The organism is Streptomyces sp. NPDC005962 (assembly GCF_040629205.1).
Lineage (GTDB): Bacteria > Actinomycetota > Actinomycetes > Streptomycetales > Streptomycetaceae > Streptomyces.
Window position 1 is genome coordinate 1 of record NZ_JBEXVE010000037.1, and the last position, 13606, is coordinate 13606.

11 protein-coding genes are annotated in these 13606 nt (G+C 71.1%); 5 read left to right on the forward strand and 6 right to left on the reverse strand.

Annotation, left to right across the window (positions count from 1 at the left end; translation table 11 throughout):
- Positions 1 to 110: 110 nt before the first annotated feature.
- The gene (gene ileS / locus ABZ370_RS38235) at positions 111 to 3242 is read right to left on the reverse strand and encodes an isoleucine--tRNA ligase (RefSeq protein WP_358631180.1); all 3132 of its coding nucleotides are present in this window, start codon (positions 3240 to 3242) and stop codon (positions 111 to 113) included.
- 591 nt (positions 3243 to 3833) lie between these two features.
- Here ileS and ABZ370_RS38240 point away from each other — a divergent pair.
- The 4 genes from ABZ370_RS38240 (at position 3834) to ABZ370_RS38255 (ending at position 6751) form a co-directional block, all read left to right on the forward strand.
- The gene (locus ABZ370_RS38240) at positions 3834 to 4598 is read left to right on the forward strand and encodes a TraR/DksA family transcriptional regulator (protein ID WP_358631182.1); all 765 of its coding nucleotides are present in this window, start codon (positions 3834 to 3836) and stop codon (positions 4596 to 4598) included.
- 71 nt (positions 4599 to 4669) lie between these two features.
- On the forward strand, positions 4670 to 5251 hold the full coding sequence (locus tag ABZ370_RS38245) for a signal peptidase II (protein ID WP_358631185.1): 582 nt from the start codon (positions 4670 to 4672) through the stop codon (positions 5249 to 5251).
- Positions 5252 to 5327: 76 nt separating this feature from the next.
- Positions 5328 to 6269 (forward strand): RluA family pseudouridine synthase, encoded by a 942-nt coding sequence (locus tag ABZ370_RS38250; RefSeq protein WP_358631187.1) that lies wholly within the window; start codon positions 5328 to 5330, stop codon positions 6267 to 6269.
- Complete coding sequence (locus tag ABZ370_RS38255) at positions 6266 to 6751, forward strand: GNAT family N-acetyltransferase (protein ID WP_358631189.1); 486 nt, start codon at positions 6266 to 6268, stop codon at positions 6749 to 6751. Before ABZ370_RS38250 ends, ABZ370_RS38255 begins: the two co-directional genes overlap by 4 nt.
- A 29-nt stretch (positions 6752 to 6780) precedes the next feature.
- Here ABZ370_RS38255 and ABZ370_RS38260 read toward each other — a convergent pair whose 3' ends face one another.
- Complete coding sequence (locus tag ABZ370_RS38260) at positions 6781 to 7905, reverse strand: mechanosensitive ion channel domain-containing protein (protein ID WP_358631192.1); 1125 nt, start codon at positions 7903 to 7905, stop codon at positions 6781 to 6783.
- A gap of 65 nt (positions 7906 to 7970) precedes the next feature.
- Between ABZ370_RS38260 and ABZ370_RS38265 the strand changes: the two genes are divergently transcribed.
- Positions 7971 to 8591, forward strand: coding sequence for a dienelactone hydrolase family protein (locus ABZ370_RS38265; RefSeq protein WP_358631195.1), 621 nt, complete (start codon positions 7971 to 7973; stop codon positions 8589 to 8591).
- A 50-nt stretch (positions 8592 to 8641) separates the two neighbouring features.
- Here ABZ370_RS38265 and ABZ370_RS38270 read toward each other — a convergent pair whose 3' ends face one another.
- The 4 genes from ABZ370_RS38270 to ABZ370_RS38285 all read right to left on the reverse strand — a co-directional run bounded on the left by ABZ370_RS38270 (position 8642) and on the right by ABZ370_RS38285 (position 13495).
- Entirely contained in the window at positions 8642 to 10279 is a 1638-nt protein-coding gene (locus tag ABZ370_RS38270) for an alkaline phosphatase D family protein (protein WP_358631197.1), read from the reverse strand.
- A 193-nt stretch (positions 10280 to 10472) separates the two neighbouring features.
- Positions 10473 to 11303, reverse strand: coding sequence for a thioredoxin domain-containing protein (locus tag ABZ370_RS38275; protein WP_358631199.1), 831 nt, complete (start codon positions 11301 to 11303; stop codon positions 10473 to 10475).
- A gap of 64 nt (positions 11304 to 11367) precedes the next feature.
- Positions 11368 to 12075 carry a hypothetical protein gene (locus ABZ370_RS38280; protein ID WP_358631201.1) on the reverse strand — a complete coding sequence of 236 codons (708 nt, stop codon included), beginning with the start codon at positions 12073 to 12075 and terminating at the stop codon, positions 11368 to 11370.
- A gap of 94 nt (positions 12076 to 12169) precedes the next feature.
- Complete coding sequence (locus tag ABZ370_RS38285; RefSeq protein WP_358631204.1) at positions 12170 to 13495, reverse strand: DUF2252 domain-containing protein; 1326 nt, start codon at positions 13493 to 13495, stop codon at positions 12170 to 12172.
- Positions 13496 to 13606 lie beyond the last annotated feature (111 nt).

Consider the following 13606-nt stretch of genomic DNA (forward strand, 5'->3'; position numbering starts at 1 on the left):
GCCAAAACCCCGGGGGGGGTGTTGCGCCCTGGGGGGGTTTGGGTGGGGGGTGTTGGGGGGGGTGGGGTTCCCCCCGGGGGGGGGGGGCCCCCCCCCCCCCCGAAACCGGGTTATGCCTTGTGGAGGCGGAAGGTGAGGCCCAGGGACGGGTCCTCGAAGGGGGGGCCGTAGGGGGCGTCGGCCTCGCCGGGGGCGAAGTCCGTGGCGAGGACCTCGTCCGCGATCAGGGTCGCGTGGTCCGTGAGGGCCCGGCGGAGGTCCTCGTCGGACGACTGCCAGCGCAGGGCGATCCGGTCGGCGACGTCGAGGCCGCTGTTCTTGCGGGCCTCCTGGATCAGCCGGATCGCGTCCCGGGCCAGCCCCGCGCGCCGCAGCTCCGGGGTGATCTCCAGGTCGAGGGCGACCGTCGCGCCCGAGTCCGAGGCGACCGACCAGCCCTCCCGCGGGGTCTCGGTGATGATGACCTCGTCGGGGGAGAGGGGGACGGTCTCGCCGTCGACCTCGACCGAGGCCGTGCCCTCGCGCAGCGCGACCGAGAGCGCGGCCGCGTCGGCGTCCGCGATGGCCTTGGCGACCGGCTGGGTGCCCTTGCCGAAGCGCTTGCCCAGGGCACGGAAGTTGGCCTTGGCGGTCGTGTCGACGAGCGAGCCGCCGACCTCGCTGAGCGTGGCGAGCGAGGAGACGTTCAGCTCCTCCTCGATCTGGGCGCGCAGCTCGGCGCCCAGGGACTCGAAGCCGGACGCGGCGACCAGCGCCCGCGAGAGCGGCTGGCGGGTCTTCACGCCGGACTCGGCCCGGGTGGCCCGGCCCAGCTCCACCAGGCGCCGTACGAGGGCCATCTGGGCCGAGAGGGCCGGGTCGATCATGGCCTGGTCGGCCTCCGGCCACGAGGTGAGGTGGACGGAGCCGGGGGCGTCCGGGGCGACGGGGACGACCAGGTCCTGCCAGACGCGCTCGGTGATGAACGGGACCAGCGGGGCCATCAGCCGGGTGACCGTCTCGATGACCTCGTGCAGGGTGCGCAGCGCGGCCGCGTCGCCCTGCCAGAAGCGGCGGCGCGAGCGGCGCACGTACCAGTTGGACAGGTCGTCCACGAACGCCGAAAGCAGCCGTCCGGCGCGCTGGGTGTCGTACGCCTCCATCGCCTGGGTGACCTGCTCGGTGAGGGTGCCCAGTTCGCCCAGCAGCCAGCGGTCCAGCATGGGGCGCTCGGCGCGGGCCGGGTCGGCGGCGGACGGCGCCCAGCCGGAGGTGCGGGCGTACAGGGCCTGGAAGGCGACGGTGTTCCAGTAGGTGAGCAGCGTCTTGCGCACGACCTCCTGGATGGTGCCGTGGCCCACCCGGCGGGCCGCCCAGGGCGAACCGCCCGCGGCCATGAACCAGCGCACCGCGTCGGCGCCGTGCTGGTCCATGAGCGGGATCGGCTGAAGGATGTTGCCCAGATGCTTGGACATCTTCCGGCCGTCCTCGGCCAGGATGTGACCGAGGCAGACCACGTTTTCATAGCTCGACCGGTCGAAGACGAGCGTGCCGACCGCCATCAGCGTGTAGAACCAGCCGCGGGTCTGGTCGATGGCCTCGGAGATGAACTGCGCCGGGTAGCGCTTCTCGAAGATCTCCTTGTTGCGGTACGGGTAGCCCCACTGCGCGAACGGCATCGAACCCGAGTCGTACCAGGCGTCGATGACCTCCGGCACCCGCACGGCCGGAAGCGAGCAGCCGTCGGCGGGGCAGGTGAAGGTGACCTCGTCGATGTACGGGCGGTGCGGGTCGAGTCCGGTCTGGTCGGTGCCGGTCAGCTCGGACAGCTCGGTGAGCGAGCCGACGCAGGTCAGATGGTTCTCCTCGCAGCGCCAGATGGGCAGCGGGGTGCCCCAGTAGCGGTTGCGGGAGAGCGCCCAGTCGATGTTGTTGTTCAGCCAGTCGCCGAAGCGGCCGTGCTTGACCGAGTCCGGGAACCAGTTGGTCTTCTCGTTCTCCCGCAGCAGCGCGTCCTTGACCGCGGTGGTGCGGATGTACCAGGACGGCTGGGGGTAGTAGATCAGCGGGGTGTGGCAGCGCCAGCAGTGCGGGTAACTGTGCTCGTATGCCAGGTGCTTGAACAGCAGACCGCGCTCGTCCATGTCGCGGACCAGCGCCTCGTCGGCCTTCTTGAAGAACTGGCCGCCGACGAGGTCGAGCTCCTCCTCGAAGGTGCCGTCCGTGCGGATCGGGTTGACGATCGGCACGCCGTAGGCGCGGCTGCTCTTGAAGTCCTCCTCACCGTAGGGCGCCTGGTGGACCAGTCCGGTGCCGTCCTCGGTGGTGACGTAGTCGGCGTTGACGACGAAGTGCGCGTCGGGGATCTCGACCAGGTCGAAGGGGCGCTGGTACGTCCAGCGTTCCATCTCCGCACCGGTGAAGCTCTGACCCGTGGTCCGCCATCCCTCGCCGAGCGCCTGCTCGACCAGCGGCTCGGCGACGACCAGCTTCTCGTCGCCGTCCGTGGCGACCACATAGGTCACCTCCGGGTGGGCGGCGACGGTGAGGTTGGCGACCAGCGAGAACGGGGTGGTCGTCCACGCCAGCAGCGACGCCTCGCCCGCCAGCGGGCCGGAGGTCAGCGGGAAGCGTACGTAGACCGAGGCGTCGACGACGGTCTCGTAGCCCTGCGCCAGCTCGTGGTCGGACAGACCGGTGCCGCAGCGCGGGCACCAGGGGGCCACCCGGTGGTCCTGGACCAGCAGGCCCTTGTTGAAGATCTCCTTGAGCGACCACCACACCGACTCGACGTACTCGGGGTCCATCGTGCGGTAGGCGTCGTCCAGGTCGACCCAGTAGCCCATGCGCTGGGTCAGCTCGGCGAAGGCGTCGGTGTGCCGGGTCACCGACTCCCGGCACTTGGCGTTGAACTCGGCGATGCCGTACGCCTCGATGTCCTTCTTGCCGTTGAAGCCCATCTCCTTCTCGACCGCCAGCTCGACCGGCAGGCCGTGGCAGTCCCAGCCCGCCTTGCGGGCGACGTGGTAGCCGCGCATGGTGCGGAAGCGGGGGAAGACGTCCTTGAAGACGCGGGCCTCGATGTGGTGGGCGCCCGGCATGCCGTTGGCGGTGGGCGGGCCCTCGTAGAAGACCCACTCCGGCCGGCCCTCGGACTGTTCGAGGGTGCGGGCGAAGATCTTGTTCTCGCGCCAGAAGTCGAGCACGGCGTGCTCAAGAGCGGGCAGGTCGACCTGGGCGGGCACCTGGCGGTACTGCGTCATCGGAATGCGTCCTCCGGCGGATACGTCTCGTCGTTTCCGTCGGAGGGACGAGAGCCGTCAGCGCTCCCGCGGTACCACCCTCCTTGGCCGCGAGCAGCGCGCTCCCGGCCCCCTCATTGGGGTCGCGATGCCGGTTCTACTGGCCCAGTGCGGGTGTTCTTCCGGCGGCTCAGGGGTGATCCTTCACATCGCGCTCGCCCCCGGGCTCACACCGTCCCCGGGTCGCTCGTGGCCGCCTGCGACGCTACTCGTCCCCATCCACGCCTTTCGCTGCGCCCAGTGTACGGGGCCGGGCGGACAACGGCCGACCGCTTTTCCCCGCTGCGCCGACCGGGGGAGGGGTGGACCCCGGATGACCCGAATGCCGATACGCCGGGTGCTGTAGTGCGGGAGCCGTCGCACGTCACTCTCCGGTACTGGTTCCCGGCCGGATTACCGGGCGGCGGGTGGGGCACAACGCTGGAGACCGGATTGTCGTACGGGCAAGCCGGGCGAATCGGGCGGCGTGCCCCGTTGCCGCGTGCCCGGAGTCGATTTATCGTTCCGGAACGATTCGCGAGCAAGATCACAATATGTGAAGGGGCCGCGGCCATGGTGGCTAGGAAGACCGCCGTGCAGAAGAGCACGGCGAAGGCGACGAAGGCCGCGTCCGCCAAGAAGAACGCCTCGGACGGGAAGGCCACGTCGGCCGCCGCACCCGACGAGAAGGCCGCGAAGGCAGCGAAGGCCGCGAAGAAGGCCACGGCCAAGAAGACCACCGCCAAGAAGACCACGAAGGCCACGGTCAAGAAGGCCGCATCGGCCGCACCGGCCAAGAAGGCGGTGCCCGCCAAGAAGACGGGAGCCAGGAAAGTGGTTGCGAAGAAGACCCCGGGCGGCGCGCCGACCGCCAAGCAGGCCGCACCGTCGTTCCCGCCGTCCGGCGTGCCCAAGGCCCGTGGGACCGGTGGGCCCGTGGACCCCGCCGAGCTGCCCGTACGCCCCGGTGAGGACCCCTGGTCGGCCAAGGAGGTGGACGAGGCGCGCACCGAGCTGCTGACCGAGGCCGGCCGGCTGCGCACCGAGATCCTCGCCTCCGAGCAGGCGATCACCGGGCTGATGCGCGACTCCGGCGACGGCGCGGGCGACGACCAGGCCGACACCGGCACCAAGAACATCACGCGCGAACACGAGATGGCCCTCGCCGGGAACGCCCGCGAGATGCTGCAGCAGACCGAGCGCGCCCTGGAGCGGCTGGACGACGGGACGTACGGGCGGTGCGAGAACTGCGGGAACGCGATCGGCAAGGCCCGGATGCAGGCGTTCCCGCGCGCCACGCTGTGCGTCGAGTGCAAACAGCGTCAGGAGCGCCGCTGACCGTCCGTACGCCTGTGTCGTACCCTCGTCTGAGCCAGGGGGAGACTGGCCCGGACGATGAGGGACACACGTTGACAGAGGCGGAGCAGGCCATCGGTACGCCAGATGCGGGGAAGGCCGAGGAGGGCGCCGGGACCAGCGCCGCCGGGGCCGTGGCCGGTGCCGGGAAGAGGCGGCGGATCGGGGTGCTGGTCGCGGTCGCGGCGTTCGCGTACCTCCTGGATCTGGGCAGCAAGCTGGCCGTGGTCGCCAAGCTGGAGCATCACGCTCCGGTCGAGGTGATCGGCACCTGGCTGCAGCTGGAGGTGATCCGGAACCGCGGTGCGGCCTTCGGCATGGGCGAGGCGATGACCATCGTCTTCACGGTGATCGCGGCCGCGGTGATCGTGGTCATCGCGCGGCTGGCCCGCAAGCTGTACAGCCTGCCCTGGGCGATCGCGCTGGGCATGCTGCTCGGCGGCGCCTTCGGCAACCTCACCGACCGGGTCTTCCGGACGCCCGGCGATCTCCAGGGGGCGGTCGTCGACTTCATCGCGCCCGCCCACTTCGCGGTCTTCAACCTCGCGGACTCGGCGATCGTGTGCGGCGGCTTCCTGATCGTGATCCTGTCGTTCCGCGGGCTGGACCCGGACGGCACGGTCCACAAGGACTGACGCGCGGCGCCGCCGTCACCGGCCCGCCGCTGGACGGGCGTACGAACCGGTGCGCGCGGTCCGTCATACTCGACGGGTGAGTACAATTCCCGAGATCCGCACCCTGCCCGTACCCGACGGACTGGAGGGCGAGCGCGTCGACGCCGCTATCGCCCGCATGTTCGGCTTCTCGCGGACCAAGGCGGCCGAGCTGGCCGCCGCCGGGAAAGTGCAGGTCGACGGCAGCACCGCCGGGAAGTCCGACCGGGTCTCCGGCGGGGCCTGGCTCGAAGTCGAGATGCCGCAGGCCGCGCCGCCGGTCCAGGTCGTCGCCGAGCCCGTCGAGGGCATGGAGATCGTCCATGACGACGACGACATCGTGGTCATCGCCAAGCCGGTCGGCGTCGCCGCCCACCCCAGCCCCGGCTGGACCGGCACCACCGTGATCGGCGGGCTCGCGGCCGCCGGTTTCCGCGTCGCCACCTCGGGCGCCGCCGAGCGCCAGGGCATCGTCCACCGGCTGGACGTGGGCACCTCCGGGCTGATGGTCGTCGCCAAGTCCGAGCGCGCGTACACCCTGCTCAAGCAGCAGTTCCGGGAGCGTACGGTCGAAAAGCGCTACCACGCGCTGGTCCAGGGCCACCCCGATCCGCTCAGCGGCACCATCGACGCGCCGATCGGGCGCCACCCCCAGCACGACTACAAGTGGGCTGTGACCGCGGAAGGCAAGCCGAGCGTCACCCACTACGACCTCATCGAGGCCTTCCGCGCCGCCAGCCTCCTCGACATCAAGCTGGAGACCGGGCGCACCCACCAGATCCGGGTGCACATGTCGGCCCACCGCCATCCGTGTGTCGGCGACCTCACCTACGGGGCCGACCCCACGCTCGCCAAGCGGCTGAAGCTGACCCGGCAGTGGCTGCACGCGATGCGACTGGGCTTCGAGCACCCGTCCGACGGCAGCTGGATCGAGTTCGAGAGCACCTACCCCGACGATCTCCAGCGGGCGCTGGACATCGTGCGGTCGGAGAGCGCGTGAGCCTGCCGGTGGCGATCGAGGTCGTGACCGACGGCGACCTCACGGCCTGCCATGCCGTGCGCCACGAGGTCTTCGTGGCCGAGCAGGGCATCTCCGTCGAGGAGGAGATGGACGCGTACGACGTGCACGCCGTCCACCTCCTGGCCTCCTCGGCGGGCCGCCCCGTGGGCACCGTCCGGTTCCTCCACGGCGCGGCCGCCGACAAGAAGTACGCCCGCGCCGGGGTGAACGGCGCGACCACCGCCGTCCTCGGCCGCCTCGCGGTGACCTCCGCGGCGCGCGGCACGGGGCTGGGGGCGGCGCTGGTGCGCGCCGTCGAGGCGGAGGCGGGGCGGCGGGGGCTGGCCGAGGTCTACCTGGAGGCGCAGACGCACGCGCTCGCCTTCTACGAGCGGCTGGGGTACGAGGCGTTCGGGCCGGAGTTCGACGAGGGCAGCGGCATCCCGCACCGCGCGATGCGCCGCCCCCTGCCGGAGGCTTAGCCCCCTTTTTTCAGTGCTTGCGCAGGTTTTCAGTGCTTGCGCAGGCCGTTGTCGAAGCGGGCGAAGTGGTCCTCACGCTCGCGGCCGGTGCGGGCGGGCGCCGATGCGGGCGCGTGGGCCTGCGCCGCCGGGGCGGTCGTGATCCGCGGCAGCGCGTACGGATGCTCCTCCCGCAGCCAGGTGATCAGCCGCTCCCGCACCTCGCACCGCACCGTCCACGCGTCGTCGGAGTCCCGCGCGGTGACCAGCGCGCGGACGACGATGGTGCTCGGGCTGGTGTCGGTGACGACCAGGCTCCAGTCCCGGCCGTCCCAGGCGCGGGACTCCTGCACGATCTCGCGCAGCTTCGTCCGCATCTCCTCGATCGGGGCGTGGTGGTCGAGGTGGAAGAGGACCGTGCCGGTCTTCTGGGCGCCGCCGCGCGACCAGTTCTCGAACGGCTGGCTGGTGAAGTACGACACCGGCATGGTGATCCGGCGCTCGTCCCAGGTCCGCACGGACAGGAAGGTGAGGGTGATCTCCTCGACCGTGCCCCATTCGCCGTTGACCACCACCGTGTCGCCGATGCGCACCATGTCGCCGAAGGCGATCTGCAGCCCGGCGAAGAGGTTGCCCAGCGTCGACTGGGCGGCGACACCGGCGACGATGCCCAGGATTCCGGCGGACGCCAGCATGGACGTGCCGACGGCGCGCATCGCGGGGAAGGTCAGCAGCATCGCCGACGCCGCCACCACCCCGACCACCGCGGCCACCACGCGCTGGATCAGCGTCACCTGGGTGCGCACCCGCCGCACCCGCGCCGCGTCGTGCGCGCTGGCCGCGTAGCGGGAGTACGAGGACTCCACGATGGCCCCGGAGCCGCGGATCACCAGCCACGAGGTCGCCGCGATCAGCACCAGCGTGAGCAGCCGGCCGAGCGCCGTCTGGTGCGCGGAGACGGCGGGCGCGTGGATCGTCTCGTACGAGCCGCGCAACAGCGCCGTGCACACCGTCACCTGGAGTGGCAGCCGACAGCCGCGCAGCAGGTCCCACAGCGGCGTTTCCGGGTGTCGGGCGTCGATCCGCCGCAGCAGCCAGTCGGCTCCCCATCCGATGAACAGGGTGATGGCGAGGGAGCCGCCGATGACGATGAGCGGACGCAGCACGTCCTCCATGAAGATCTTCCTCGTCCTTCCGCCGGAGGTTCTCGGTTCCGCCTTCCTGGGCCGTACCTGGCACGATGGGCGGAGCGCGTTCCACCCACCAGGAAGTGACTACCGTGTCCCGTTCCCCGATCCTGCTCCTCCATTCCCTGTACGGGCTGCGGCCCGCGGTGCACGCGGCCGCGGACCGGCTGCGCGCCGCGGGGCACGAGGTACTCGTACCCGATCTGTACGAGGGGCGGACGGCGGACACCGCCGAGGAGGGCATGGCCCTCAAGGAGGAGACCGGCGGGGACGAGCTGCTGAAGCGGGCGGTGCGGGCCGCGGCGCCGGTCTCGGACCGCGGTCTGGTCTACGCGGGCTTCTCGCTCGGCGGCTCGATCGCGCAGAACCTGGCGCTGGCCGACGACAAGGCACGCGGGCTGCTTCTGCTGCACGGGACCTCGGACATCGCCGACGGCACGACGACCGACGAGCTGCCGGTGCAGCTGCACGTCGCCGACCCCGACCCGTTCGAGCCACACGACTGGCTGAACGCCTGGTATCTGCGGATGGGGCGGGCCGGGGCCGATGTGGAGGTCTTCCGCTATCCGGGGGCCGGGCATCTGTACACCGACCCGGAGCTGCCGGACTACGACGAGGAGGCCGCCGAGGCCACCTGGCGGGTGGCGCTCGGCTTCCTCGACGAGGTGGGGTAGGGGGTGTCTTGTCGGGAGCCCGGCATGACCGGCAAGACACCCCCTCCGCGTCAGGCCACCGGCTTGTCGGCGCGCTCGACGCGCTGGGTGCCGGAGCGGGTCAGATAGGACCGGGCCCAGGACGCCGTGGCGTGCGGGTCGGTCCTGTCGGAGACGGCGTAGTAGTCCATCTGGGCCCGCTCGGCGGTGACGTCGAGCACGCCGTAGCCGTGTGCGTCCATATCCAGCCACTTCACATGGCGGTTGGCGGCGCGGAGGGCGGCGGCCGCGGCCAGGGAGACGGTGTGCGCCGGTACGTGGAGCAGATCGTCCAGGTTGTCCGAGGTCACCGAGGTGACCACGAACTCGGTCGCGGCCGAGGCGGACAGCGGGTAGGTCGCGGCCTTCACCGGTACGTCGTTGGCCCACGCCATATGGATGTCGCCGGTGAGGAAGACCGTGTTGCCGATGGCGTTCCCGGTGAGGTGGGCGAGGAGTTCGCGCCGGTCGTCGGTGTAGCCGTCCCACTGGTCGGTGTTGATCGCCAGGCCCTCCTTGGGCAGCCCGAGGAGTTCGGCCAACGGGGCGAGCAGCTCGGCGGGGAGCGCGCCGAAGGCGACCGGTGAGATCATCACCGAGTTGCCCACCAGCCGCCAGGTGGTGTCCGAGCCGGAGAGCCCGGACTTGAGCCAGTCGAGCTGGGCGCGCCCGGTGACCGTGCGCTCCGGGTCGTCCACCGCGCCGCTGCCCACGCCCGCCTGCTGGGAGCGGAACGAGCGCAGGTCGAGCAGGTGGAGGTCGGCGAGGGTGCCGTAGCGCAGCCGCCGGTAGGTGGTGCCCGCAGTGGAGGGGCGCACCGGCATCCACTCGAAGTACGCCTGTTTGGCGGCGGCCATCCGGGACGCCCAGGCGCCCTCGGTGCCGGGGGTGTGGTTCTCGGCCCCGCCCGACCAGGCGTCGTTGGCGAACTCGTGGTCGTCCCAGATGGCGATCATCGGCACCGCGGCGTGCAGCGCCTGGAGATCGGCGTCGGTCTTGTATCTGCCGTGCCGGGTGCGGTAATCGGCGAGGGTGATGATCTCGTGGGTGGGGGCGTGCTGCCGCAGGACGCTCTTCGTCTCGGGGTATTCGCCGCTCTGGTACTCGTAGATGTAGTCGCCCAGATGCAGGACCGCGTCCAGGTCGGTGCGGGCGGCCAGATGGCGGTACGGGGAGAACCAGCCCGCCTCCCAGTTGGCGCAGGAGACCACGCCGAAGCGGATTCCGGCGGCCGTGGCGTCGGCCGCCGGTGCGGTGCGGGTGCGCCCCACGGGGGAGTAGGTGCCGCCGTCGGCGCGGAAGCGGTAGAAGTAGTCGGTGGCCGGGCGCAGTCCGCGCACATCGGCCTTGACGGTGTGGTCGGCCGAGGCGGTGGCCTTGACGGTGCCGTGGGCGACGACCGTACGGAACTCCCGGTCCGTGGCGACCTCCCAGCCGGTCTCGACGGCCGGGCCGAGACCGGAACCTGGCACGGCGTCGGGGGTGGGGGTCACGCGCGTCCACAGCAGGACGCCGTCGGCCAGCGGATCGCCGGAGGCGACACCGTGGAGGAAGGCGGGGCCGGTGTCGGCGTGGGCGGCCGACTGGGCGGCCAGGGGCAGCAAGGCGGCGGTGGCCGCTACGGCCGTGACGGCGCTGCGGCGGGATATGTGGTTTTTGGCGTCGGTCACGGCCGACGAGATTACTGGCAAGTAGGGCCGGAGGGCAGGGCTCCGGGGACAAGTTCGCCCAGGCGTCGCCGCCCGGTCACCGCCGGGCCGGCGGGCGTGCCCCCGGGGTGTTCCCGTGGGGGCGCGCCCGCGCGGACCGGGCGGCGGACCGGGCGGCGGACCGGGCGGTGTGGACCCGGGCGGTGCGGGGCGGTTACTTCTTGAGGTTCTGCTGGACGAGCGGGGTGAACTGGTCCGGCGTCATCGGCGGGTTGCCGCCCGTCTCCAGCTTCTTGCCGTTGAGCGTGAAGGACGGGGTGCCGGTGACGCCCTTGGCCTGGTCGAAGGTCTTCGACATGGCCAGCGCCCACCGGTCGTAGGTGCCCTTCTTCACGGCCTTCTCGAAGGCCGCGTTGCCCTTCAGCTCCTTGACCTGCTGGGCGACGTCGAGCAGCTTCTGGTTGTCGGCGAACGCGTCGTCGGTCTCCTCGGGGTGGTTCTTCGGGGAGTACAGCGCCGTCTTGTAGTCCAGGAAGGCCTGCGGGCTGACGTTGAGCGCCGCGCCGAGCGCGCTCAGGGCGTTCTTCGAGCCGGCGCCGGGCATCTGCTTGTTGTCGTCGAGGAAGGTGCCCATCGTGAACTGCGCCTTGAAGGTGCCGTCCTTGATGTCCTTGAGCACGGTCGGCCCGGTGAACTTCTCGAACTGGGCGCAGACCGGGCAGCGCATGTCCTCGTAGACGTGCAGCGTGTTCTTGGACTTCTTGTCGCCGATGACGACCGTGGTGCCCTGGGGACCGCTGGTGTTGGCGGGCTTGGTCAGGGGCTTCTTCTCGGCCGCCGCCCGCCACTTCTGGTTGACGTTGTCGGAGGTGTTCATGTTGGTGACGGCGTAGCCTATGCCGCCCGCTATCGCGAGGACCGCGACGACCGCGCCGCCGACGAACAGCTGCCGGCGCACCCGGTCCTTCTTGGCCTGACGCTCGCGCTCGGCGCGCAGCCGCTCGCGCGCGGCCTGCTTGTTCTGGTGGCTGTTGCGGTTGCTCATAAGTGATCGATCTCCGTCGTCTTACGTTGGTCGTGAGTGCGTACGTGGAAGGGAAACGCTGTGCTCAGGCGGCGCTTGAGCAGGGCGGTCCACGACGCACGACGGAGTGCACCAGAAGGGGGAGCGCGGGGGCCGGACGCGCCGGGCGCGTCGTATGCACGGCCGGGGCCTGCGGCCGCAGGGCCGCGGTGACCACCGCGACGGCCAGCAGCAGCGGCCGGAAGGCGAAACCGGTGAGGGACCACAGCAGCCGCCCGAAGGCGGCTTCACCGCGCCGCAGCCAGGCCGAGGCGGTCAGTCCGACGACCACATGGGCGGCGAGCAGCAGCCACGGGGTGGCGGAGCCGACGGTGGCGGACAGCGGTGTGCCGCCCCCCGGATGGGTGATCCCGGCCAGCGGAGTGCCCACGTCACCGCTGCCGCAGAGCAGGTCGACGCCCATGGAGCGCAGGGGCCCGGTCACCGGGCCGCCGGACTGCCCGTAACAGGCGTCCTGGCCGGTGGTGAAGATCGTGTCGGCGGCCAGCTCCAGCGGGACCAGCAGGGCAGCGATGCTCCAGAAGCCCCGCTCCCGGCCCGCGAGGGCGTAGGCGAGGGCGAAGACGGCCACAGCGAGCACCGCGACCGTGGGCAGCGGCAGCGGGACGCGGGAGAGCAGTACGTGGGAGGCCGAGGACAGGGTGACGCACAGCGCTGTGAAGAGCGCCGCGCGCAGGGCCCTCAGCTGGGGCCCGGTGCCGCCGGTGCTGACGGCGCTGCCCATCCCGTCCATAACGTCGGATTGTGTCACGTTCGCCTGTAGGAGTGATATCAAGAGCGGCATCAGAGCGCGGGGTGCCCGTCCGGCGAGCACCCCGCGGCGTTGCTCAGAGGCCCGGGATGCGGCCGTTGCGGAAGAGGTCCACGAAGATCTGGTGGTCCGCGCGGGCCTGTGCGCCGTAGGTGTGGGCGAAGTCCACCAGCAGCTCCCCGAAGCCGTCCTCGTCGGCGGCGATCACCGCGTCGATGGCGCGCTCGGTGGAGAACGGCACCAGCGAGTGGCCGCTCTGGTCGTCGGCGGCGGCGTGCATGGTGGCCGTGGCCCGTCCGAGGTCCGCGACGACCGCGGCGATCTCGGCCGGGTCGTCGATGTCGCTCCAGTCCAGGTCGACCGCGTACGGCGACACCTCGGCGACCAGCTGCCCGGCCCCGTCCAGCTCGGTCCAGCCCAGCCACGGGTCGGCGTGCGCCTGGAGCGCGCGCTGCGAGATCACCGTGCGGTGGCCCTCGTGGTGGAAGTAGGCGCGGACCTGCTCGTCGGTGATGTGCCGGGAGACCGCCGGGGTCTGCGCCTGCTTCATGTAGATCACCACATCGTTCTCCAGGGCGTCGCTGTTGCCCTCCAGGAGGATGTTGTACGAGGGGAGCCCGGCGCTGCCGATGCCGATGCCCCGGCGGCCCACGACGTCCTTGACGCGGTAGGAGTCCGGACGCGCGAGACTGGACTCGGGAAGCGTTTCCAGATAGCCGTCGAAGGCGGCCAGCACCTTGTAGCGGGTCGCGGCGTCCAGCTCGATGGAGCCGCCGCCCGCCGAGAAGCGGCGCTCGAAGTCGCGGATCTCGGTCATCGAGTCGAGCAGCCCGAAGCGGGTCAGCGAGCGGGCGACGCGCAGCGCGTCCAGCAGCGGGCCCTCGGCGGTCTCCAGCGTGAAGGGCGGCACCTCGTCGTTCTTGGCGCCGGTGGCCAGCGCGTGGACGCGCTCGCGGTAGGCGGCGGCGTAGACGCGCACCAGCTCGGTGATCTTCTCGTCGCTGAGCGCCTTGGTGTAGCCGATGAGCGCGATGGAGGCGGCGAAGCGCTTGAGGTCCCAGGTGAAGGGGCCGACGTACGCCTCGTCGAAGTCGTTCACGTTGAAGACCAGACGCCCGTTGGCGTCCATGTAGCTGCCGAAGTTCTCGGCGTGGAGGTCACCGTGAATCCACACCCGGCTGGTGCGGTCGTCCAGGTACGGGCCGCCGGCGCGCTCGCGCTCCACGTCGGAGTAGAACAGGCAGGCCGTGCCGCGGTAGAAGGCGAACGCCGAGGCGGCCATCTTCCGGAATTTCACCCGGAAGGCGGCCGGGTCGGCGGCGAGCAGCTCGCCGAAGGCGGTGTCGAAGACGGCGAGGATGTGCTCGCCGCGCTGTTCCGCCTGGGTCTGCTGGGTCGACATCGCGGAGCGCCTCCTGGGGCATGGGGATTACGGCGTGGTGACTCATACGACAGGGTGTCTTTCATCCCGTCCGACATACGTTCCGACGTACGTGACGGGCCGGACGATCCC